This window comes from Vibrio mexicanus (genome assembly GCF_001012815.1).
GTDB classification, from domain to species: Bacteria; Pseudomonadota; Gammaproteobacteria; order Enterobacterales; family Vibrionaceae; genus Vibrio; species Vibrio mexicanus.
In genome coordinates this window covers 1-22,702 of the sequence record NZ_JYJP01000116.1, presented here as the reverse complement: position 1 = coordinate 22,702, position 22,702 = coordinate 1, and the positions used below count along the sequence as shown (strand labels likewise).

The 22,702-nt window shown below is 46.3% G+C and carries 18 protein-coding genes, 4 pseudogenes and 1 riboswitch; of the genes and pseudogenes, 17 read left to right on the top strand and 5 right to left on the bottom strand.

The window, feature by feature from the left end:
- Nucleotides 1–16 precede the first annotated feature (16 nt).
- From coaBC to UA76_RS18060, 3 genes and pseudogenes are all read left to right on the top strand, one after another.
- Nucleotides 17–1,221, top strand: a pseudogene (gene coaBC / locus UA76_RS18070) (bifunctional phosphopantothenoylcysteine decarboxylase/phosphopantothenate--cysteine ligase CoaBC).
- 149 nt (nt 1,222–1,370) lie between these two features.
- Entirely contained in the window at nt 1,371–1,961 is a 591-nt protein-coding gene (gene slmA / locus UA76_RS18065; protein WP_047049065.1) for a nucleoid occlusion factor SlmA, read from the top strand.
- Between the two features lie 26 nt (nt 1,962–1,987).
- The gene (locus UA76_RS18060; RefSeq protein WP_047049064.1) at nt 1,988–2,938 is read left to right on the top strand and encodes a Kdo(2)-lipid IV(A) acyltransferase; all 951 of its coding nucleotides are present in this window, start codon (nt 1,988–1,990) and stop codon (nt 2,936–2,938) included.
- A gap of 81 nt (nt 2,939–3,019) precedes the next feature.
- Here the strand turns inward: UA76_RS18060 and pyrE are convergent, their stop codons facing one another.
- Together pyrE and rph are read right to left on the bottom strand one after the other, a co-directional pair.
- The gene (gene pyrE / locus UA76_RS18055; protein ID WP_047049061.1) at nt 3,020–3,661 is read right to left on the bottom strand and encodes an orotate phosphoribosyltransferase; all 642 of its coding nucleotides are present in this window, start codon (nt 3,659–3,661) and stop codon (nt 3,020–3,022) included.
- Between the two features lie 120 nt (nt 3,662–3,781).
- Nucleotides 3,782–4,498 (bottom strand): ribonuclease PH, encoded by a 717-nt coding sequence (gene rph, locus UA76_RS18050; RefSeq protein WP_047049058.1) that lies wholly within the window; start codon nt 4,496–4,498, stop codon nt 3,782–3,784.
- A gap of 208 nt (nt 4,499–4,706) precedes the next feature.
- On the opposite strand from rph, the pseudogene UA76_RS18045 reads away from it, so the two are divergent.
- Nucleotides 4,707–5,570, top strand: a pseudogene (locus tag UA76_RS18045) (YicC/YloC family endoribonuclease).
- A gap of 108 nt (nt 5,571–5,678) precedes the next feature.
- On the opposite strand, the pseudogene UA76_RS18040 reads toward UA76_RS18045, so the two are convergent.
- A pseudogene (locus UA76_RS18040) lies at nt 5,679–7,048 on the bottom strand (NCS2 family permease).
- A 98-nt stretch (nt 7,049–7,146) separates the two neighbouring features.
- Nucleotides 7,147–7,245: riboswitch (purine riboswitch) on the bottom strand.
- Between the two features lie 342 nt (nt 7,246–7,587).
- On the opposite strand from UA76_RS18040, the gene gmk reads away from it, so the two are divergent.
- The 5 genes and pseudogenes from gmk to recG all read left to right on the top strand — a co-directional run bounded on the left by gmk (nt 7,588) and on the right by recG (nt 13,716).
- Nucleotides 7,588–8,211, top strand: coding sequence for a guanylate kinase (gene gmk, locus UA76_RS18035; protein WP_047049055.1), 624 nt, complete (start codon nt 7,588–7,590; stop codon nt 8,209–8,211).
- 115 nt (nt 8,212–8,326) lie between these two features.
- A complete protein-coding gene (gene rpoZ, locus UA76_RS18030) occupies nt 8,327–8,599 on the top strand; it encodes a DNA-directed RNA polymerase subunit omega (RefSeq protein ID WP_047049053.1) in 273 nt (90 codons plus the stop codon).
- 50 nt (nt 8,600–8,649) lie between these two features.
- Nucleotides 8,650–10,769, top strand: a pseudogene (gene spoT / locus UA76_RS18025) (bifunctional GTP diphosphokinase/guanosine-3',5'-bis pyrophosphate 3'-pyrophosphohydrolase).
- 78 nt (nt 10,770–10,847) lie between these two features.
- Entirely contained in the window at nt 10,848–11,534 is a 687-nt protein-coding gene (trmH, locus tag UA76_RS18020; protein ID WP_047049049.1) for a tRNA (guanosine(18)-2'-O)-methyltransferase TrmH, read from the top strand.
- A 103-nt stretch (nt 11,535–11,637) separates the two neighbouring features.
- Nucleotides 11,638–13,716, top strand: coding sequence for an ATP-dependent DNA helicase RecG (recG, locus tag UA76_RS18015; protein WP_047049047.1), 2,079 nt, complete (start codon nt 11,638–11,640; stop codon nt 13,714–13,716).
- 59 nt (nt 13,717–13,775) lie between these two features.
- Here recG and envZ read toward each other — a convergent pair whose 3' ends face one another.
- Complete coding sequence (gene envZ, locus UA76_RS18010) at nt 13,776–15,098, bottom strand: two-component system sensor histidine kinase EnvZ (protein ID WP_047049045.1); 1,323 nt, start codon at nt 15,096–15,098, stop codon at nt 13,776–13,778.
- Between the two features lie 116 nt (nt 15,099–15,214).
- Nucleotides 15,215–15,934 (bottom strand): osmolarity response regulator transcription factor OmpR, encoded by a 720-nt coding sequence (gene ompR / locus UA76_RS18005; RefSeq protein WP_047049042.1) that lies wholly within the window; start codon nt 15,932–15,934, stop codon nt 15,215–15,217.
- A gap of 171 nt (nt 15,935–16,105) precedes the next feature.
- Between ompR and greB the strand changes: the two genes are divergently transcribed.
- From greB to UA76_RS17970, 8 genes are all read left to right on the top strand, one after another.
- Nucleotides 16,106–16,585, top strand: a complete 480-nt coding sequence (greB, locus tag UA76_RS18000) for a transcription elongation factor GreB (RefSeq protein ID WP_047049038.1) — start codon at nt 16,106–16,108, stop codon at nt 16,583–16,585.
- A gap of 301 nt (nt 16,586–16,886) precedes the next feature.
- Complete coding sequence (locus UA76_RS17995; RefSeq protein WP_238322346.1) at nt 16,887–17,318, top strand: hypothetical protein; 432 nt, start codon at nt 16,887–16,889, stop codon at nt 17,316–17,318.
- Nucleotides 17,319–17,359: 41 nt separating this feature from the next.
- Nucleotides 17,360–18,166, top strand: a complete 807-nt coding sequence (locus UA76_RS22660) for a DUF4150 domain-containing protein (protein ID WP_052772098.1) — start codon at nt 17,360–17,362, stop codon at nt 18,164–18,166.
- A gap of 220 nt (nt 18,167–18,386) precedes the next feature.
- Nucleotides 18,387–19,415: a toxin VasX gene (locus UA76_RS22655; protein ID WP_052772097.1), complete on the top strand. Its 1,029-nt coding sequence runs from the start codon at nt 18,387–18,389 to the stop codon at nt 19,413–19,415.
- A 47-nt stretch (nt 19,416–19,462) separates the two neighbouring features.
- Nucleotides 19,463–20,683 (top strand): hypothetical protein, encoded by a 1,221-nt coding sequence (locus UA76_RS17985; RefSeq protein ID WP_047049033.1) that lies wholly within the window; start codon nt 19,463–19,465, stop codon nt 20,681–20,683.
- A gap of 188 nt (nt 20,684–20,871) precedes the next feature.
- Nucleotides 20,872–21,228 carry a hypothetical protein gene (locus tag UA76_RS17980; RefSeq protein ID WP_157617673.1) on the top strand — a complete coding sequence of 119 codons (357 nt, stop codon included), beginning with the start codon at nt 20,872–20,874 and terminating at the stop codon, nt 21,226–21,228.
- Nucleotides 21,229–21,365: 137 nt separating this feature from the next.
- The gene (locus UA76_RS17975) at nt 21,366–21,809 is read left to right on the top strand and encodes a hypothetical protein (RefSeq protein ID WP_047049027.1); all 444 of its coding nucleotides are present in this window, start codon (nt 21,366–21,368) and stop codon (nt 21,807–21,809) included.
- On the top strand, nt 21,806–22,702 hold an 897-nt coding region (locus tag UA76_RS17970), incomplete at its 3' end, for a hypothetical protein (RefSeq protein WP_047049026.1). The genes UA76_RS17975 and UA76_RS17970, both read left to right, overlap by 4 nt.

Here is a 22,702-nt window from a genome sequence, read left to right as displayed (position 1 = left end):
CCTTAGGAAAAGAATTATGCAAACTCTTGTCGGTAAAAAGATCCTGCTTGGTATCAGTGGTGGCATCGCAGCCTATAAATGTGCAGAGCTTACTCGCAGGCTCATCGAACGTGGCGCAGAAGTTCAAGTGGTGATGACCAAAGCGGCGAAGGAATTTATCACGCCACTCACCATGCAAGCCGTCTCTGGACGACCTGTCTCCGATAGTTTGCTAGATCCTGCGGCTGAAGCCTCAATGGGACACATAGAACTGGCTAAGTGGGCTGATTTGGTTCTTCTCGCACCCGCGACCGCAGACTTGATTGCACGTATGTCTGCAGGCATGGGGAACGATCTTCTGACAACTTTAGTTTTAGCTACCGATTCACCAATCGCAGTCTCTCCAGCAATGAATCAGCAGATGTATCGCAACATCGCGACTCAAGAGAACATCGCAACACTGTCAAGAAGAGGCATGCATATCTGGGGGCCAGCTGCGGGCGAACAAGCCTGTGGAGACGTTGGCCCAGGCCGTATGCTCGAACCTATGCAGCTTGTAGAGCGCTGTGAGTCCTTCTTTCAACCTAAGCCACTACAAGGTAAATCGTTTCTAATTACTGCTGGCCCTACACAAGAGGCGCTCGATCCTGTTCGCTATATTACTAACCATAGCTCAGGAAAAATGGGCTTTGCCTTAGCAAAAGCCGCAAAGCAGTTGGGTGCGGACGTTACGCTTATTAGTGGCCCTGTTGGACTACCTACCCTTCTGGTGTTACCCGCGTGGATGTCACTTCGGCACTGGAGATGCACCAAGCTGCACTGGACCATGCGCCTAAACATGATGTATTTATTGGCTGTGCGGCGGTCGCAGACTACCGAGCCGAGAGTATCGCAGAACAGAAGATTAAGAAAACGGGTGAAACCGACACCATGACCATCACTATGGTCAAAAACCCCGATATCATTGCCTCTGTTGCAGCATTAACTGACAGCCGACCATTCACCGTAGGTTTTGCGGCCGAAACACAAAATGTTGAACAATACGCTCGCACCAAGCTTGAGAAAAAAAATCTCGACATGATTTGTGCTAATGACGTGTCCATTCAAGGCCAAGGTTTCAATAGTAATGACAATGCACTAACGATCTTCTGGTCAGGCGGTGACAAAACATTGCCACTCGATTCAAAATCAGCCCAAGGCATCGCGATTATCAACGAGATCGCACAACATTTAGCCAAATAACTCCTATCCATATCAATCATTTCAAATTTAGTACTTCGATGTCAGGAAACTGTTCGCTAAACTAACCACTTAGCGAACAGATCCAGTTTGTCTATTCATAAACTACTAAAAAGCATTCGAATAAGAGTCGTACTAAAAAGGAAAGGGTCATGGCCGGTACAAGAAAATCCAACCGACGCGAAGAGATACTTCAAGCACTCGCGCAAATGCTAGAGTCTAACGAAGGCGCTTCTCGCATCACAACAGCAAAACTTGCGAAACAAGTTGGAGTTTCCGAAGCGGCACTTTACCGCCACTTTCCGAGCAAAGCGCGTATGTTTGAAGGCTTGATCGAGTTTATCGAAGAGTCTTTAATGTCGCGTATCAACCGCATTTTAGATGAAGAAAAAGACACGCTTCGCCGCATTCAACTGGTATTGCAACTGATACTCGCGTTCTCTGAACGCAACCCAGGGCTGACACGAATTCTTTCCGGTCATGCTCTCATGTTCGAAAACGAGCGACTGCGCGATCGAATCAACCAGCTATTTGAACGTATCGAAACTTCCTTACGCCAGATTCTCCGCGAGAGAAAGCTGCGCGAAGGCAAGTCTTTCCCTGTCGATGAGTCCATTCTTGCCGCCCAGTTACTCGGCCAAGTAGAAGGCAGTTTGAACCGCTTCGTTCGTTCAGATTTTAAATATCAACCAACGGCTAACTTCGATGAATATTGGGCACTACTCAGTGCTCAGATTCAATAAAAGTCGGACCTTAAGTAACGCTCACTATGGCAACTGACAAATTTGACGCACCCCAATTTTCAATAAAGCTACTGCACCCTAAAAACTGGGGTGTTTGGTTGGGTTTTGGCTTACTCGCCATTGTGGTCAACGTTCTACCTTATCGGATTCTTCTTTATATTGGTCAGCGTCTTGGCTTACTGGGAATGAAGTTTGGTAAAAAGCGAGTCGCAGTCGCGAAGCGTAATTTAGAACTCGCCTTTCCAGACAAACCGCAATCTGAAGTTAACGATATGGTGCACGAGAACTTCAAAAATACTGGCATGGCTTTGATTGAAACCGGTATTACGTGGTTCTGGCCCACTTGGCGTTTTAAGCGTCAGATTATCGAGAAAGACATCGAAGTCCTTAAGCAACACGCAGAGGCTGGGAAAGGCGTCCTACTGTGCTGCGTGCATGCACTCAACCTTGAAATTACCGCCCGTGCTTATGGGGTGCTAGGTATTGGTGGGTATGGAGTGTTTAGGCCACACAATAATCCTGCTTATAACTTCATTCAGTATTGGGGACGCACGCACAACGGCAATAAGCTGGTTGATCGTAAAGACGTTAAGCAGATGATTCGCGTGCTGCGCAGAGGCGAGCGATTGTTCTACTTACCCGATCATGATTACGGCCGTAACAAGTCGGTGTTTGTACCTTTTTTTGCGGTTGAAGATGCCTGTACAACCACTGGTACTAGCATTTTGGCCTACACCAGTAAGTGCGCCATCGTAACTGGCTCAGGTTTTAGAAATGAACATGGCTTGTATGAAATTATGGCCGATCAGTCCATCGAAGCTGACTACCCACAAAAAGATGAAGTCGCTGCTGCGGCTTACATGAATAAGTACGTTGAGATGATCATCATGCGCGCTCCAGAGCAGTGGATGTGGCTACACAAACGCTTTAAAACAATGGCGGATGAAAACGCTGAGAAAGGCATTCGATACAAATAACCGAACGAATCAAAACAACAAAAAAGGTTGGCGCAATACCAACCTTTTTCATTTTCTTATTTACCGCTTACAAGCGAGATATTAAATGCCGTATTGAGCGCGATACGCTTTTACTGCTTCTAGGTGAACAGGGTCAGTGCCTTTCTCTTCTAGGTAAGTCACTAGGTCTGTCAGGCTAACAATAGAGATAATTGCACAGCCAAAGTCGCGCTCAACTTCTTGGATTGCAGACAGTTCACCTTTACCCTTCTCTTGACGATCAATTGCAACTAAAACACCCGCTAAGTCTGCGCCATTGGCTTGGATGATTTCCATCGACTCACGAATTGCCGTACCCGCAGTAATCACATCATCGACTAGCATGATGCGGCCTTCCAGCGCGCTACCTACTAGGTTGCCACCTTCACCATGGTCTTTTGCTTCTTTACGGTTAAAACAGTATGGCGTGTCCACATCGTGGTGATCGGCCAGTGCTACCGCGGTCGTTGTCGCGATTGGGATGCCTTTATATGCAGGGCCAAATAGCACGTCAAACTCAATACCCGAATCGGCTAGTGCTGCTGCGTAAAAACGACCTAAACGCGCTAAATCACGACCTGTGTTAAACAATCCAGCATTGAAGAAGTAAGGGCTCTTACGGCCTGACTTTAAAGTAAACTCACCAAACTTTAGTACTTCTTTCTCAAGTGCAAACTCAATAAACTCACGTTGATATGCTTTCATGTTTCTCTCTCAATTTATCTATCATTGCCACAGCCCCACCTCGAATAGTCACTATCACAAGGAAGGCAAAAAAATAGCTTCTAAATCTAGAAGCCATTCTCATAAACATAGTATAAAAAATTAGTCTGCCAACGCTGCCTTTTGCGCCTCGACAATCTCTTTGATGCCAATCTTCGCCGACTCCAATAGAGCCATCAGCTCATCTTGGCTAAACGGTTCGCCCTCTGCCGTACCTTGGATTTCGATCATACGGCCATCTTCCGTCATCACGATATTCATATCGGTATCGGCTGCAGAATCTTCAACGTACTCTAAGTCACACAGAACGTTTTCACCCAAGATACCTGCAGATACCGCCGCTACGTGGCCTTTCATCGGATTCGTTTTTAGCTTGCCATTAGCAACAAGGTGCTGGAATGCATCCGCCATCGCCACACTTGCACCAGAAATAGACGCAGTACGCGTGCCGCCATCAGCCTGAATCACATCACAATCTACCGTGATCATGATTTCACCCATAGCTTTAAGATCTACTACAGCACGTAGACTGCGAGCGATAAGACGTTGGATTTCCATCGTACGACCGCCCTGTTTACCACTGGCTGCTTCACGGCGAGTACGCGTGTGCGTAGCGCGTGGCAACATGCCATATTCAGCGGTTACCCAACCTTTGCCTTGGCCTTTTAACCAGCGTGGCACGTTCTCTTCTACAGTCGCATTACACAATACTTTGGTATTGCCAAACTCGACTAAAACCGAGCCTTCAGCATAAGCGGTGTAGTTACGAGTAATTTTGATTGGGCGAACTTGGTCCGCTGCGCGATCATTTGGACGCATGAGCAACTACCTTTCTATAAACAGGGGATTGAATTTGGTTGGGCACGGATTATAGCAGAAGTGGACTATTATTAGCTAACTGAGTTTCGTAGGACTTGTTGTGCTTCTTTGATGGGCCGTCTATTAGTAATGTGCGATGTTCCTTTAACAAAAGTCTGCTACTATCAGCCTCGCGTTATTTTCAAAGATTGATAAACAGGAAAATTCGATGATCTATAGTATGACAGCCTATTCACGTAAAGAAGTGAAAGGCGATTGGGGCAGCGCAGTATGGGAAATTCGTAGTGTGAATCAACGCTACTTGGAAACCTACTTCCGTATGCCAGAGCAGTTCCGTGGTTTAGAGCCTGTACTGCGCGAGCGTTTCGCAAGCGCTTGGCACGCGGCAAAGTAGAGTGTCACCTGCGTTTTGAAGCCAACCCCGCAGCAAAAGGTGAGCTTACCATTAACGAAGGTCTTGCGAAGCAAGTGATTGGCGCAGCAACCAAGTAATGGCGCTAACGGGCGAAGAGAGCCGCTTGAATCCATTCCAAGTCATGAACTGGCCTGGCGTGATGGAAACACCTGAGCAAGATATGGACGCGGTAAACAAAGACCTATTAAAGGGATTTGAAGAAGCATTAAGCGAATTCATCGAAGCTCGTGGCCGTGAAGGTGAAAACATGAAAGCGCTGATCGACCAGCGTTTAACCGCGATCACGGAAGAAGTGGTGAAAGTTCGTGCTCGCATGCCAGAGATCCTAACTTGGCAGCGTGAGCGCCTACTAAGCAAGTTCGAAGAAGCTAAAATCGAACTCGATGGTGCACGTGTTGAGCAAGAGCTAATCCTACTGGCGCAAAAGTCTGACGTAGCAGAAGAGCTAGACGCCTAGATTCTCACGTAAAAGAGACCAATAACATCTTGAAGAAAGGTGGCGCAGTTGGCCGTCGTCTCGACTTCATGATGCAAGAGTTCAACCGCGAATCAAACACGCTAGCCTCTAAATCAATCAGTACAGACATCACCGCATCTGGTGTTGAACTGAAAGTACTGATTGAGCAAATGCGCGAGCAGATCCAAAACATCGAATAATTTGTTCTTGTCGGATTGCACAATAAAAAATGCCAGAGCTTATTCGAATAACGTCACAGGCTCTGGCATTTTTGTATCGAAAGTCGCTATCAACTAGCAACCATCAACTTACAACATGATCAAATACGTCAGGAACAAGCCAGACAATACGTAAATCACTGGGTGAACTTCTTTACCTTTACCTGCCACAACCATTGAGAATGCGTAGCTAATGAAACCCATCGCCATACCATTTGCTGGCGAGAAGCTCAAAACCGTAAACATGATAGTGAAGAACGACGCAATGCGAGACTCTTTCGCTTCCCAGCTAATTTGGCCTAAACGACCAATCATGTAGATGCCCACAACCACCATGCAGGGGCAACCATTGCCGCCGAAAAGATAGAGAACAGTGGGTAAAGGAACAGCGAAACTAGGAACAAGCCTGCTACCACAACTGCCGCAAGACCCGTGCGCGCACCTTGCGAAGACGCAATGCCCGACTCAGAGAACGCAGTAATCGAAGTCGTACCCAGAACAGAGCCCATTACCGTACCACCTGCATCAGCAACCAGTGCAGAACGTGCATTTGGCACTTTACCATCTTTATCGATGATGCCAGCATCACGGCCAACACCAACAATCGTGCTCATGCCATCGAAGAAGTCGACAATCAGGAAAATTACCACGATAAACAGCAGGTCGAACATCTTATCGGCTGTCAGGCCAGAGAAATCAAAAATAGCGCCAAAGCTACCCGCCATACTCGGTGGCGCAGTCACCAATGCTTCTGGTAGTGGTGCGTTGCTGGTGCCCATGAACACATCAGCCAGTACCGTGAGTAAAATTGCAGAAACGAATGAGATGAATGTCGCCAGCTTAATATCGCGAATCATACAGCCCAGAGCAATAAAGATACTGATGTAGGCAATAATCACTTGCGGATCATTGATGTTGCCCATGCTGACTAGAATGATTGGGTTAGAAACAATGATGCCCGCGTTTTTCAGACCAAGGAAAGCAATGAAGAGACCGAGGGAAACGGTAATCGCCAGTTTCAAATCTTCCGGAATGGATTCAATCATCGCCTTACGGATATTGGTGAGCGATAGAATCAGGTAGATGACGCCTGATAAGAAGATACCAAACAGCGCCTCATGCCAAACCAAAGCAACTGAACCACTTAACAGCATGCCTTTAAAGAAACCGTTCATGCTCATGCCTGGAGCCAGCATCACTGGGTAGTTACCAAACACGCCCATAAGCAAAGTCGCGAATGCGGCGGCGAGCGCTGTTGCGGTGAATACAGCACCACGATCCATACCTGGAATATCGCCTAAAATAGCTGGGTTCACCGCAAGGATGTAGCTCATTGCTAAAAAAGTAATAAAGCCCGCGTACACCTCAGTGCCAATCGTTGACTTTCGCTCGGATATTTTAAAAGTAGAATCTAGAAAAGAAGCGGTTGGCTTCGTTTCGGTTGTCGCATTTACGCTCACGGGATTGCCTATTTTCAGTTAGTGACAGCTATGCCTTCGGCCCAATAACTGGTAAGAAATAAGTAAACCTTTCACTGCGAATAAGTTTGCGCGACGATCATCAGCAACATTGGCTCTGTAGTCACCTAATTCGCTCAGGTGGTAGAGACGTTTAGACCATGCACTAAACATATACAGGGTGATAAAGTTTGGCGCGGATTTTAATCAGTAAATGGAATAATTCAATGATTTTCGACATCATTTCGCCACGTTTTTTATCTCTTTAAAAACAAGCTCTTGATAAACAAGCAAACGTTTGCTGAAGTTATTGAGTGGATTATCTAATATGAATAGTTATTTAGAGCATAAAACGGCGCATTTTCGTTACTTGTAGAACACGCGTAAAACGTGATACTCTTCGCCTCCATTTTTCTGACCTAAAAATCACCAATGAGTCGTTGTTTTTAGGGTCAGTGCTATCTTTAAAGAAGTGATGCAAGCGAGTTTGTTTAAACCGTTTCCATAACTTTTTAACTCCAACCAAACGTGGAAATGTTCAAATGGGCAAAGGTACTCTTTATATCGTATCTGCACCAAGCGGCGCAGGAAAATCCAGCTTGATTTCAGCTATGCTGGAAACCAACCCAACATACGCAATGAAGGTGTCTGTTTCTCATACCACTCGCGGTATGCGCCCAGGTGAAGAAGATGGTGTTCACTACCACTTCGTGCAAAAAGAACACTTTGAAGAGCTGATCGGTAAAGGTGAGTTTCTTGAGTACGCGGAAGTATTCGGTAACTACTACGGCACATCTCGCGTTTGGATTGAAGAAAACTTAGAAAAGGGCATTGATGTGTTCTTGGATATTGACTGGCAAGGTGCTCGTCAAATTCGTGAGCAAATGCCTTTAGCACGCAGCGTATTTATCCTGCCACCATCAAACGGTGAGCTAGAGCGACGCCTAAATGCTCGCGGCCAAGACAGCGAAGCGGTAATCGCTAAGCGTATGGCTGAAGCAAAAGCGGAAATCTCTCACTACAACGAATACGATTACATGATCGTAAACGATGACTTTGATGCTGCATTGATGGACTTTAAAGCCATCATTCGTGCAGAAAGATTGAAGCAAGATAAACAAGCTGCTAAATATAACGGTATGCTTAAAGCACTACTGTCGGAGTAAAGCTTCTTTTAACAAAGAGCTTAATTGAGAAGATCCTCCTAAGATCTAGAATATAAGACACTTAGGCTGTATACTTTCTCGTCATTCAAAATTTTATTACTTATTTGGAGTTCTCATGGCACGCGTAACTGTTCAAGACGCTGTTGAAAAAGTTGGTAACCGTTTCGACCTAGTTCTTATTGCGGCACGCCGCGCTCGTCAAATGCAAACTGGCGGCAAAGATTCTCTAGTGCCAGAAGAGAACGATAAGCCTACAGTTATCGCACTTCGCGAGATTGAAGAAGGTCTTATTACGAAAGAAGTTCTGGACGCACGTGAGCGCCAAGAGCAGCAAGAGCAGGAAGCAGCAGAACTTGCAGCGGTAAGCAGCATCGCGCACAACCGTTAATCTTTGCAATTCTAAAGCTTTCGAATTAACTAACCTTCCGGGTCTTAAATTTGTATCTATTCGATAGCCTTAAAGATGTTGCCCAAGAATACCTAACAGAGCCTCAAATTGAGGCTCTGCGTCAATCTTATGTGGTAGCAAGAGACGCCCATGAAGGGCAAACCCGCTCTAGCGGCGAACCGTATATTATCCACCCTGTTGCCGTTTCACGTATTTTGGCCGAAATGCGCCTTGATATTGAAACCCTTCAAGCAGCCCTACTTCACGACGTTATCGAAGACTGTGATGTCACCAAAGAAGATCTCGAAGAGCAATTTGGTAACACCGTTGCTGAACTCGTTGATGGTGTCTCTAAACTCGATAAACTGAAATTCCGCGATCGTAAAGAAGCCCAAGCAGAGAACTTCCGTAAGATGGTTCTGGCTATGGTGCAAGACATTCGCGTCATTCTGATCAAGCTGGCCGACCGTACGCACAACATGCGCACGCTGGGCGCACTTCGCCCAGACAAGAAACGTCGAATCGCTCGTGAAACCTTAGAGATCTACTCTCCTCTGGCGCATCGCTTGGTATCCACAACATCAAAACGGAGCTCGAAGAGCTTGGCTTTGAAGCCCTCTACCCTAACCGCTACCGCGTGTTAAAAGAGGTCGTGAAAGCGGCGCGTGGTAACCGTAAAGAGATGATCAAGCGTATCCACAAAGAAATTGAAGGGCGTTTGGATGATGTTGGGTTAAAAGCCCGTGTATTTGGCCGCGAGAAAAACCTGTTCTCCATCTACAACAAGATGAAAACCAAAGAACAGCGTTTCCACACCATCATGGACATCTATGCGTTCCGTGTTGTTGTTGATAATCCAGATACCTGTTACCGAGTACTTGGCCAAGTCCACAGTCTATACAAGCCACGTCCTGGCCGCATGAAAGATTACATCGCCGTCCCAAAAGCTAACGGCTACCAATCTTTGCACACCTCGATGATCGGCCCTCACGGTGTTCCTGTCGAAGTACAGATTCGTACCGAAGACATGGACCAAATGGCCGACAAAGGTGTTGCTGCGCACTGGTCTTACAAAGGCAACAGCGACCGCACTGGTACCACGGCGCAAGTGAAAGCTCAGCGCTGGATGCAAAGCTTACTTGAGCTACAACAAAGTGCGGGTAACTCGTTTGAATTCATTGAAAATGTAAAATCCGATCTGTTCCCAGATGAGATTTACGTCTTCACGCCGAAAGGTCGCATCGTTGAACTGCCTGTGGGCGCAACCGCGGTTGATTTTGCTTACGCGGTACATACTGACGTGGGTAACATGTGTGTGGGTGCGCGTGTCGATCGCAACCCATATCCACTCAGTAAGTCGCTGAAAAACGGTCAAACGATTGAAATCATCAGTGCACCTGGCGCCAGACCAAACGCAGCTTGGCTCAACTATGTTGTGACGTCTCGTGCACGCACTAAGATCCGTCAGGTTCTGAAAACCATGCGTCGTGAAGAGTCGATCACTCTGGGTCGTCGATTGCTTAACCATGCTCTCGGTGAACGTTCGCTTAGCGATATCAGTCAAGAGAACATCCAGCATGTTCTATCTGATTTGAAGGTCAACAGCTTAGAAGATCTCCTAGCCGATATTGGCTTGGGCGAGCTGATGAGTATCGTGATTGCTCGCAGGCTTCTTGGCGATGCCGACGAGCTTACCGAAGTGAAGAGTACAGACGGCAAACCGAAGAAGAAACTACCAATCCGTGGGTCGGAAGGTATCTTGCTGACATTTGCTAACTGTTGCCACCCAATTCCCGACGATCACATCATTGCCCACGTGTCACCAGGGCGAGGATTGGTGGTTCACCGTGAAACTTGTCCAAACGTGCGGGGTTATCAGAAAGAACCGGATAAGTACATGGCGGTTGAGTGGTCTGAAGATTACGACCAAGAGTTCATTACTGAACTCAAAGTTGACATGCACAACCACCAAGGTGTATTGGCAGAGCTAACTAACGTAATCTCGAAAACAGGCTCGAACATTCATGGTTTGTCGACAGAAGAGCGTGATGGTCGCTTATATACCATCACCGTTCTTCTCACAACCAAAGACCGTGTTCACCTTGCTGGCATCATGAAGAAGATTCGTGTCATGCCGCATGCACTGCGTGTTCGGCGTAGAAAGAACTAGTTAATCACTTAAGTGAATTTCAAACGCCCTTGTTGCATCGCTACAAGGGCGTTTTATTAACATTCAAAAGAAAAAGCTATGAAAATTGAACGTTATCAACGCATCCAAGAAGTCCTGAAGGCTCGTCAAACCGATCTAACAATCTGTTTGGAAGAGGTACACAAGCCAAATAATGTCTCTGCGGTGATCCGCACAGCCGATGCCACTGGTCTGCACAAGATACATGCTGTTTGGCCAACCGATGAAATGCGCACTCTCAGCCACACCTCTGCGGGCGCACGTAACTGGGTGGAAGTGGATACCCATGAAAACATCACAGAAGCCATTAAAGAGCTGAAATCGCAAGGCATGCAGGTTCTGGTGACCAACCTTTCAGACACTGCTGTTGATTTTCGCGACATTGATTACACCAAGCCTACTGCGGTTATCTTGGGTAATGAAAAAGTCGGCACCTCAAAGCAAGCTCTAGAACTGGCAGACCAAGACATCATTATCCCAATGATGGGCATGGTGCAGTCTTTAAATGTGTCAGTGGCGAGCGCCATCGTTCTTTACGAAGCTCAGCGTCAGCGCCAAGCAGCAGGTATGTACGAACGTGAAAAGAGCGCTTTGTCTGAAGAAGCTATTCACAAAACACTGTTTGAACGCGGTCACCCAGTACTGGCCAAAGTCGCCAAACGTAAAAAGCTTCCTTACCCACCACTTGATGATGAGGGCCAAATTGTGGCTGACGAAGCGTGGTGGCAAGAGATGCAAAAAGCCTAACCGCGTCATAGGGCAGTGAAACGACCCATTTTGCTGCCTTTTATCCTGTACAAAAAGCCAGTATAGTTATCACTATTATTCGGTATATTACTCAGGCTCGACTATGTCTCAACTTCTTTCTGCGATCCCACTAACGTCACTTTCTGGAGTGGGTGCAAAGGTGGCTGAAAAGCTTGAAAAAGTTGGCCTGAATAATGTTCAAGATCTGCTATTTCACCTACCACTTCGCTATGAAGACCGCACCCGTGTTTACCCCATTGTAAAACTGCATGCTGGGCTCTGGGCCGCTGTTCAAGGCACGGTGATGAGCTGCGATACCCACTTTGGTAAGCGCAAAATGCTCACGGTAAAAATCAGTGATGGCAACGGCACAATTACATTGCGCTTTTTTAACTTTACCGCGGGGATTAAGAACAACTTCACCCAAGGTAAGTTAGTACACGCGTACGGCGAAGTGAAACGTGGTGCGAACGGGCTAGAGATCGTACACCCCGACTACAAGTTTTATACCCCAAGACAAGCACCCGATGTAGAGCAAACCTTAACACCGGTTTACCCCACCACCGACGGGCTGCGTCAAATTACCCTGCGAAACCTCACCGACCAAGCACTGGCACTGCTCGATAAGTCGGCGGTACAAGAACTCCTGCCGTCGGGTATGTACAGCCAACAACTGACGCTAAACCAAGCTCTGCATACCATTCATAGGCCACCGCCTAACATTGATGTGGACGAGTTTGACGAGGGCAAACATCCAGCTCAGCAACGGCTGATCATTGAAGAGCTGCTCGCGCAGAATCTCTCTATGTTGGCGGTTAGAAGTAAAGGACAACAAGATGCCAGTGTCGCTTTGCCTGAGGTAAATAATCTTAAAGCACAACTGTTGAGACAACTTCCTTTCTCGCCGACCAATGCCCAAGCAAGAGTGGTCAAAGAGATTGAGGATGATCTTGTTAAAGCTCAACCCATGATGCGCCTAGTTCAAGGGGATGTAGGTTCAGGGAAAACCCTAGTCGCAGCCCTTGCTGCCGTGCGTGCAATCGAGCATGGCTATCAAGTGGCATTAATGGCCCCAACGGAACTCCTTGCCGAGCAGCACGCCCTCAACTTTGCCAACTGGTTTGAAAAAATGGGTATCCAGGTTGGCTGGCTCGCCGGGAAACTAAAAGGGAAAGCCAAAGATACCGAGCTTACACGCATAGCCAGCGGCGAAGCCCAAATGGTAGTGGGTACTCACGCGCTTTTTCAAGAACATGTTGAATTCCATAACCTTGCCTTGGTAATCATCGACGAGCAGCACCGTTTTGGGGTTCATCAGCGCTTAGAACTGCGTGAAAAAGGGGCCAAACAGGGCTTCTACCCGCATCAGCTCGTTATGACTGCCACGCCTATTCCTCGCACACTGGCGATGACCGCCTATGCCGATTTGGAAACCTCCGTCATTGATGAACTACCACCAGGTCGAACACCAATACAGACGGTCGCCATTCCAGATACCAAGCGTGACGATATTGTAGAGCGAGTGCGCAACGCCTGTCTCAATCAAGGCAAGCAAGCATACTGGGTCTGTACTCTGATTGATGAATCGGAAGTCTTAGAGGCCCAAGCGGCTGCCGATACCGCAGAAGAGCTGCAACGCAAACTGCCCGATGTCAAAATAGGCTTAGTGCATGGGCGAATGAAACCGGCTGAAAAACAAGCAGTCATGCAAGATTTCAAAGACAACAAGCTGCACCTATTAGTTGCGACCACAGTGATTGAGGTTGGCGTCGATGTGCCCAATTCCAGCTTGATGATCATTGAAAACCCAGAACGTCTTGGTTTGGCTCAGCTCCACCAGCTGAGAGGCCGTGTTGGCCGAGGTTCAGTGGCTAGCCATTGTGTCCTGTTGTATCATGCGCCGCTTTCCAAAACAGCGCAGAAACGTTTAGGGGTACTGCGAGAAAGCAACGACGGCTTTGTGATCGCCCAACGCGACTTAGAGATTCGCGGTCCCGGTGAGCTACTTGGCACCAAACAAACAGGATTAGCCGACTTTAAAATTGCCGACTTAGTTCGCGATCAAGGCTTAATCCCCGAAGTTCAGCGCCTCGCTCGCTACATTCATGACAACTACCCAGATAATGCTAAAGCTATAATCGACCGCTGGCTTGGTGAAAGAGACATCTACGCTAAGGCGTAATTCAAAAAGTAAAAAGAGCGGCTCAGAGCCGCTCTTTTATTCACTGTTGTTTGGAGACATTACCCTTTCTTCTTGGCAGTATGAACTGGAAAGCTAATCTGCGCTTTTAAACCACCTTCATTGCGATTCGTCAGCGACACCGAGCCACTATGTTGGCTGATAATTCGCTTCACAATTGCCAATCCAAGCCCAGTACCTTCACTTCCGCGCGCCGTATCACCGCGAGTAAAAGGTTCAAACAGCTTGGCTACCTGAGATTTCTCAATCCCCGGACCGTTATCCTCAACACACATCCAGACCAGTTTGTTGTCTGCCGTCATGCCGGTTGATATTTTTACCCAGCCATTACCATAACGAATCGCATTGACCACCAAGTTGCTAAGCGAACGCTTAACGGCAATCGGAATGCCATGAGCCGATTTAATAGATGGCTCCAACGCAGTTTCAATCTCAATATCATAGCTACCCTCAGAGCTTGCCACATCACTCGCTATTTCATTGATATCTACCGCTTCAAACGCTTCTGGGTTCACTGGCTTAAGGTAATCCATAAACTGACTGATAATCTCGTTACACTCTTCCGTGTCACCAATAATCCCTTCAGCCAAGTAGCTGTCTTCTGGCGACATCATCTCTGTCGCGAGTCGAATACGTGTTAAAGGCGTTCGCAAATCATGACTGATACCTGCCATCAAAAGCGCTCGGTCCTCTTCCAACTCTTGAATGCCTTTAGACATCTGATTGAAAGCGCGAGTTACGGCGCGAATCTCTGTTGCGCCCTTTTCAGGTAGTGGGGCTGGGATCTCTCCTCGTCCCACACCTTTAGCTGCCTTCTCCAACGCAATCAAAGGTCGATTCTGCAAACGAATAAACAGCCATACACCGGCAACAATCAACAGTGCCACAATCAAGCTATTGCGAAACAGAGGCGAGAAATCCCCTTCCTGGAGCTCAGAAAGTGGAATGCGTAACACCGAGCCCGGCAGCGCATCTATCTTCATCCATAGAATATAGCTCTCACTGCCCAGCATCATACGAACCTCAGTTGGGGTACCGAGCTCGTTAGTCATGTCTTCACTCATCAAATCGATGGCGACGCCATGCTTATACTCTTTACCAATCGGACTATCATCGGCATGCATGGTCACACCAAGCTGCTCAAGAACGCGCCTCCTCAGCGGCGCATCCATTTCCAACCCACCTTCATGCTGCAACTTATCATCCAGCATCAAGTTGATTTCGTGCCCTAAGATCTTATTGAATTGCTGCAAGCTTGGCATCAAAGCGTAATTAAATACTGCGTAATACGAATAGACTTGGCTAGCAATCAGCAAAGTTAAGAAAATCAGAATGGACTGAGTAAAGGAGCTACGAATACGCATAGGAGAATCCTAATTGTTGAGAAGCAAGTGGCTCTAGCCACATGTTGATGCATGAGTTTAAGAAGAAAAAAGCTCCTAAAGGATTGCCTCTAGGAGCTCGAATTTACAGGCGGATATTACACCTCTTTGCCATCAGGAACAAAGACGTAGCCTAAACCCCAAACCGTTTGAATGTAACGTGGTTTACTTGGATCCACTTCCAACATACGGCGCAAACGCGAAATCTGAACGTCGATTGAACGCTCCATCGCCGAGTACTCACGGCCACGCGCCATGTTCATCAGCTTATCGCGAGACATAGGCTCACGCGCGTTGGTTACCAATGCTTTCAGCACCGCGAATTCACCAGAGGTTAGCGGCATCGCCTCATCACCACGGAACATCTCGCGAGTACCTAAGTTCAAACGGAACTCACCGAACTCAACCACAGACTCTTCCGAGCTTGGCGCTCCCGGCGCTTCAATCGTTTGACGGCGCAGCACCGCTTTGATGCGGGCCAAAAGCTCACGTGGGTTAAACGGTTTTGGTAGGTAGTCGTCGGCACCAACTTCTAGGCCAACGATACGGTCAATCTCATCACCTTTTGCCGTCAACATTAGAATCGGCAACATGTTGTTGGCATTACGCAGACGACGGCAAATAGACAAGCCATCTTCGCCCGGTAGCATTAAGTCCAACACCATAAGGTGAAAGTTTTCTCGAGTTAACAGGCGGTCCATCTGCTCACTGTTAGCAACACTGCGTACTTGGAATCCTTGCTCTGATAAGTAACGCTCCAATAGCGCACGTAGACGAGCATCATCGTCCACGACTAAAATTTTAAAGTTCTCTTGCATGAAATGGTTCCACCTAATAACTAAAGCCTGCTAACTCTAAGCGAGACAACGCTTAAAGAGCAACTCGTAAAATGTAACACTGTTATGCCCAAAGTGGCGTAAAGAATTGTTAACGTTTATGTCTTTTTTAGCTAATGTATGAGCTAGATTCAATCTAATCACGTCAAGAATATGAAAACGAACCTAATTACTCGCGAGGGTTATGACAAACTCAAGCAAGAGCTCGACTTTTTATGGCGAGAAGAACGTCCTGAAGTCACCAAAAAAGTCACATGGGCGGCAAGCTTGGGTGATAGAAGTGAGAACGCTGACTATCAATACAACAAAAAGCGCCTGCGCGAGATTGATCGCCGCGTGCGCTACCTGAGAAAACGCCTCGATCAGGTTAAAGTGGTGGACTATTCCCCTCAGCAAGAAGGCAAAGTGTTCTTCGGCGCTTGGGTAGAGATCGAAAATGAAGACGGCGATATCAAAACATTTCGCATTGTAGGCCCAGATGAAATCTATGGTGGGGTCAAAGACTACATCTCGATTGATTCGCCAATGGCTCGCGCTCTACTGAAAAAAGAGGTCGACGATGAGTTTATCGTCCGCACACCTGAAGGCGAAAAAGAGTGGTTTGTGAATAGTATTCGTTATCAAGAATCCTAGCACTGCCTTGCTCTCTAGTTGTCGCTCGTGGTACGGATTCTTCATCATAAGCGACAACTTTGAAACTGATTTCGTGCTGAACATCACACTGTCAAAAAAATAAATTTCATCGTAATTTAGACACATCCACCAGCACCAACGACACTCTCACCAACACCAGCCTTTCATTTAACTTACAATCACTAAGTAACCATACAAAGGCGCAGTTTTCACTGTCGTTCTGACATTACAGACAAAATTGCTCAAATGATAAGCTATTCGTTTTTATGAACTTAATATCATGAGTAAGGACTGCTCGAACATGAGCGAACAGTTTATCCCCCGCTTTGGGCACATCATTGAAATTCACCCAGAAAACAATCGAGTCAAAGTCGACTTTGATGGTAACCCGCATGGAAGCGCTGTTTGGGCGAGTATTGGACGAGCGTTTACGTCAGCTCAAATCTATGTCGCAATCGACAATCAGCTTGCCTGCAAAATTGAATTTTTCGCTGGTGATATTTCACTGCCCATACTCACTGATATCTACTTTTCTGTGTTCGAACAAGACACGCTCACTCTTCGAGCTAAATCCATCTTAATTGAAGGTGAGCAAAGTGTTGAGATAAAAAGCGGCAACGCCAAAACAACCTTAGATGGCCGCACAGGTCACCTAAAAAACGAAGCTCAGTACATCACATCCGATGCTGAGAAAGCGCAGAAAATCCGCGCCCAGAAAATCAGCCTAAATTAATTCGCCCATTAGACAGCCCAAATAAGCATGAGGTCTTTACTATGCCTGTAACCATCAACGCAAATGATTTAAGTATTGTCCATCAAGGCTCTGATGGCGAAGCAAATGCTTCTGTGCCTGACGTATGCTTAACCAAGGTGGGCAAACCCATTGTTCCCATCCCGTATGGTAACAACGCAAAATCAGCAGATCTCGTAGACGGTACAACAACTGTCACAGCAGATGGCGGTAACAGCATCGCTTTAGAGGGCAGCAAGTTCGCGAGCAGTACTGGTGACGAAGGTGGCGATCATAAAGGCGTAGCCTCTGGCACAATTGCTGATGAAGCGGAATTCGTAACCTCTTCGCCAACCGTAATAATCGAAGGTAAAGGTGTTGCACGTCAATCCGATCATATGACAATGAACAAAGCCAATACCATGTGCTTTGGTGTAGAAAACCCATCCGTTATTGTTGAAGAAGACGTGGAGCCAACCTATACACTCAATATCAGCGCTCGCTATCCTAATGGCAAAAGGCTTACCAACGCAGAATTTCAAATCACTGATAAAGGAAACGCAGCATTAAGCTCTGGAACCTTAGGCGGAAGCGGCCAAGGTGTCGCCGATGGCTTGAAATCGGGCATAGTAAAAATCAAAGTGGAAGAAAGTGCTGATCCATTTGAAGTTACACCAACTCTGCGTTCTAACCCACGTTATGTCGAAGACGAGTGTGAGGAAGACTTCTTCGTTCTGGCATGCAAGGCTCAAACACCATTTTGGAAACCCGTTCGAGTAGAAACCTCCCTCACACCTTGGGGGCGATTGGACAAGACCTCACTAACGACCGCTTTTTCCAAGAAATTGTAGAAACCGAGGTCACACTCAGCTTTGAACACATCAGTGACAATTCCAAGTATTCACTTGAGAAGCTCACCGACGCCCTTATTGGTAACATCAACCTCGTACTGCCGCATACCACAGAAACGCTGCTTTCTTACCTTATGCCTACTCTATTAGAAGAAGGGGAAATCCTCTCTACCTTCTTCTTCTTGCGCCATATGAAACTAGCGATCGCTTCTTTGCCTTTATGCGCGCACGTGGCCATGGAAACCCACAAAGCTACCTGCAAGACTACAACTGGGACGAAACAAAGCGCACGATCAATGAAAAGCTCGATGCCCTGCTAGGGAAAATCAAGTCACGCTTGCAATACATGCAACAAGAAGCGAGCAACCATCACTATGTCGTGCTTGCGAACGACATCTTTCCCAAGCACCTAGATACCCTCAACATCTACATGAAGTCGCTGCCAGAGCTGATCAGCTTAACGTTTGTCAGAATGCAAATGACAGCAAGTAAACTACTCTTAGGTAGCGCGACAGTCGATGTTATCAAAGCCAGTGCCAGCACTTACTCAGCCGAGGCGGGCGTGATTGATACCGTGGTGAATACCATCGAGACCATTGATACCGTCGATCCCTTCTTGAATGAAGTGCCAGGGTGTGTCGCAAGTGTTATGCCCATCTACCCTGTACGTTATGGCTACGCCAACTTTGCCGATGAAGATGGGAACCTCCTTCCGCCTCAAGCGCCACCAACAATGGCAGAAATGGAAGGGGCGACTGGCCTACAAGACACTGGTGGCTATGTACTACGCCTACTACGTGAAGGCTGGATATACATTAAAGAAGAAGGCAGTAAAGATCAGTTCCATATCTTCAAATACAAGCAAGTTGAAACCCCAACAGGTGTGCTTGAAAAGTTTGAAAAACACCTGTTTACCAACGGCGAAAACGCTCAAGACGGCTTAACACTCGATACCTCATCAGGCGCAACCTTCTACCCATTCGCGTTTGCTTCCGCCAATACGGAAGAGATCTCCATCGCTTACTCAGAACATGAGTGGGCACCTTCCATCATCGATAAAATGAATGAAGATGAAGAACTGCGCGCTAAATCCATGCAGCGCGTAGATTTAACCGCCGCAAGTGGAGATTACAGTGCCGAGGCTAGTGAAGACAACTTTACGAAGCTAGTAGAGGATTATCGAACATCAGAAGATAAGTGGCTAAAGGTTGAGTCAGATAAACCTGAAAAGCACGGCGTAGACTATTAACAAGCTATTTGAGCTACCACCTTTCTCCTGAGGGCGTAGTCGAAACCATGCAAAAGAGCCAATGCGATGAGGAAAATGGCACTTTAGTTGCGTTGTATGATCCGGTTGGGCGGCAGGCAGATATTGCATTCATACTGGCTCTTCTTTTTAGTGGGGAAAAGGCTAGCGAGGCAACCGAGATATATCCAAAAACCATTGGTGAATTCATCTTGCAACTCAATGAGAACTCATCAGATGAGCCTCAAATACAAGCTGCCATAAATGAAAATATTCATGTTGAAGAGCTCACTGAATTTTACAAACAAAGCAAAGAAGAGGGCGAGGCTTTAGCCGCTTCACGAACAGCATATCTAGACCTATTTTCGTCTTTTTCTTATCAGGATCTGGCTGATGGGACTGTAGGCTCGCTTGACGGCTATCTTAATATGTTCTTTGATACACAAGAACTCACCGACCCATTCAAAGAACTCCAAAAGCTGAACGCAATCATTTCATCAGTTCTCGATGGTATTGGGGCAACACAAGAAGGACACGATGTTGTTGTTAGCATGATCAATGCTGCCTATGAAAACGGGGCAAACAACACCTATTTTATATACCAAGATAAACTCGAAACCATTTTGCTCCAATGTCAAAATCTCATAGATTGGTCTGAGCTCGCCTCTGAGCTTGCAGATAACACAGCGAGTGTACTTCAGTATCTCTGGAGCTGGACTGCGGCATTGGCCAAATATGGGCAGGGCCACCTAGCTACATCCGTATCAAACTTAAAACCAGTAGCGTATTCAGGGTTACTTGATTTTATTCCAACCTTCTTTGAGAAAGGCTTTGGAATAATAGAACTTGATGGAAAAGTAAGGGTCTCGATTGATGAGTTAGGAAGACTGCTTGCCAAAAATATCGATTCAAACGGAAAAAGCAATTTTCCAGTACTCAAAACGCAAAGCGCGTTGCCTTTCGCAAAAAAACTCATTTCATGGAGCAACCAAGAGAGAGCAAATACGTTACCAAAACTTGAAAATGCGGCGAATGACTCCCCAATAGCAAAACTGACACTCCCTAACTACAGCCACCGATACGTTAGCTTTGATGCTGACACTAATATAGCTTTATTAGGAAAAAGCTTAGATGGTGCGCTATCTATGTTATCAATGAGAGCCAATATAGACGTTCTAATGCAACTGGCACAGATTGATGAGTTTGAGCAAGCGACCCAACCAAACCACATAACTGGATTACACCAACACAAACACTATCAACTGCGGTAGCCGCGTTATCCGCGGCAATTGTCGATAAAAGGGGAGTACAACGTGCTCAAGTCTTGCTTGCCCGAAAAGCCATAAACTCGACCTCTTTTAATTACGCAGTGAGAACTGGCCTACCTTCCTTATTTGGTGTAGCTGCCAAAGGAGGCGCTAAGTTAGCTACGGTAAAACTTGATGCAAAATTGGCGCATATGAAAAGCCTCGGCCAAGCCAAAGCTTTAACAGGCTTGATAGGACTTTCCAACCTCGCATTACTGGTGTCGTCAACCGCCAATGCGGTAGATGCACATGATTCAGGAAACCGAGGTTTGATGTATGCCAATATCACTAGAATGCTCAGCTACTCAATGTTTGCAGCAGGTCCAGCTCTATATCTGCTCAACATACGTTCAGCAACCGCTCAATCTGGCTGGTTTGCTCTGATTGCCTTTGCGTTCCTGCTTGTTGCCGAGGAAATAGCAGCTAAATATCACAAATCAGAACTAGAGAAACTACTATCTAGCTGCTTCTGGGGAAAGAGTAAGAAGTACCATTTTGGGATTTTTTAGACGGTGGTAAACATACTATAAAACAAAGATTAGCCCTTTCACCTAAACATAACGTTCTTCCTACCCTACAGATCGCGTTACAAATCGAACAACAAGAATTTATGAATCTATTATTACGTCCAATACTACGAGTTTGGGTGAAAGAAGAATTATCTCCGACCAGAAAAGTCTATGGCTATCGACTTCAACTACCTGGGTTCATACCTGGAAAGTCCAATGTCATCGGGGCAATTTGTAGTACACACACTCCTGTTGATATTATGCAACCTATATCAAAAATGGTAAATTTCCAAATAGTAGAAAATAAGCCTGCAACTGAAGCGTTTCGCCAAGCACTCACTAATGCAATGAACAGTAATGATTTTTTCCAGAATGAAATCGTTGATGGCACATTACATCTCAATTTTGACGTTGAAATGGAGAGTGCGCATGGCAAGGAGCTTAACTTACATTGGTATTATCAGCAGAGCCATGAGGTGATTGTTCCAAAACGCATGCTAACTTCTAAAGGCGAACTCGAAAAAACGTACTATGGTATGGTAGACGATAAGCCAAGCAGCATATACCAGGGTGGAAAATGAAACGATCGAATAACCAGGGCTTCTTGGTCAGATATCAATACCCACAAAAACTGATTAAATGGCGAGAGTCGGTTTCTTCCCACTTTAAAACCATTCAGCCTGCGGATGACCCGCTAGAACCCTTTATGACAGTCACGGATGATGTTATTTCTGTTCGAGATGCAAAAAATGGGTTGAGGCTTGCGTATCTTTTACCTTTGGTTATTGGGCTGTGGGTACTCTCATTTACTTTTGTGGGGAAATTAGGACCAACTGAAGATCAGCTAGCTTTTGCTAAAGAAGTCTTAGAGCTGAGAGCTGACGAACAATCAGCTCTAAATCACAAATACTACGAAACTATGCTAGGTAAAAGTGGTAATGGCTCATTCGCCAGTTATCTAAAAGCAGTTACTCACTATGGAACTGAAAACTATAAAACATCCGTATTTATCGATATAGCCATAGCTTTGATAACTAGCTCTCTCGCTATTTTTTTTACAGCCGTCTTCATCAAAACCCCAAAGCCGGCCAATATTTATTTCGACCGAAAACGCCAGATTGTATACACCTGGTTCGGTGGACGACTAGCCGCTTGTCGATTCGAAAATTTAGGTTTTCTAGAGCGTAAGACAGGAATGGAGCTCTACCTGTATTGTGAAAATAAGAAAAGTAAAGGCGGCTATAATGTAGCGCCAATCATAGTTCAGCCAACGGGAAAAGTGCACCTCAATACCGAAAGAGATAATGACTACTTCATCGCGCAAATATTCAACTTCATGGACAACGGGAAAAGCGCAGTTATAACAGGTGAGAGCTTCCACCGCTCAGAATCACACTCTTACTTCCGTATCGATAAAAGACCAGAACCATTTGAAGAACGATTAGAGAAGTTGCTCGAACACGAACATGAACTG

What these genes read in the sequence shown, in the direction of transcription:
- trmH (WP_047049049.1), top strand. Translation starts at nt 10,848, where the DNA reads ATGAAAATTGAACGTTATCAACGCATCCAAGAAGTCCTGAAGGCTCGT.
- UA76_RS22660 (WP_052772098.1), top strand. Translation starts at nt 17,360, where the DNA reads ATGCCTGTAACCATCAACGCAAATGATTTAAGTATTGTCCATCAAGGC.
- greB (WP_047049038.1), top strand. Translation starts at nt 16,106, where the DNA reads ATGAAAACGAACCTAATTACTCGCGAGGGTTATGACAAACTCAAGCAA.
- rph (WP_047049058.1), bottom strand. Translation starts at nt 4,498, where the DNA reads ATGCGTCCAAATGATCGCGCAGCGGACCAAGTTCGCCCAATCAAAATT.
- gmk (WP_047049055.1), top strand. Translation starts at nt 7,588, where the DNA reads ATGGGCAAAGGTACTCTTTATATCGTATCTGCACCAAGCGGCGCAGGA.
- slmA (WP_047049065.1), top strand. Translation starts at nt 1,371, where the DNA reads ATGGCCGGTACAAGAAAATCCAACCGACGCGAAGAGATACTTCAAGCA.
- recG (WP_047049047.1), top strand. Translation starts at nt 11,638, where the DNA reads ATGTCTCAACTTCTTTCTGCGATCCCACTAACGTCACTTTCTGGAGTG.
- rpoZ (WP_047049053.1), top strand. Translation starts at nt 8,327, where the DNA reads ATGGCACGCGTAACTGTTCAAGACGCTGTTGAAAAAGTTGGTAACCGT.
- envZ (WP_047049045.1), bottom strand. Translation starts at nt 15,098, where the DNA reads ATGCGTATTCGTAGCTCCTTTACTCAGTCCATTCTGATTTTCTTAACT.
- pyrE (WP_047049061.1), bottom strand. Translation starts at nt 3,661, where the DNA reads ATGAAAGCATATCAACGTGAGTTTATTGAGTTTGCACTTGAGAAAGAA.
- UA76_RS17995 (WP_238322346.1), top strand. Translation starts at nt 16,887, where the DNA reads ATGAGCGAACAGTTTATCCCCCGCTTTGGGCACATCATTGAAATTCAC.
- UA76_RS17980 (WP_157617673.1), top strand. Translation starts at nt 20,872, where the DNA reads ATGAAAAGCCTCGGCCAAGCCAAAGCTTTAACAGGCTTGATAGGACTT.
- UA76_RS18060 (WP_047049064.1), top strand. Translation starts at nt 1,988, where the DNA reads ATGGCAACTGACAAATTTGACGCACCCCAATTTTCAATAAAGCTACTG.
- ompR (WP_047049042.1), bottom strand. Translation starts at nt 15,934, where the DNA reads ATGCAAGAGAACTTTAAAATTTTAGTCGTGGACGATGATGCTCGTCTA.
- UA76_RS22655 (WP_052772097.1), top strand. Translation starts at nt 18,387, where the DNA reads ATGCGCGCACGTGGCCATGGAAACCCACAAAGCTACCTGCAAGACTAC.
- UA76_RS17985 (WP_047049033.1), top strand. Translation starts at nt 19,463, where the DNA reads ATGCAAAAGAGCCAATGCGATGAGGAAAATGGCACTTTAGTTGCGTTG.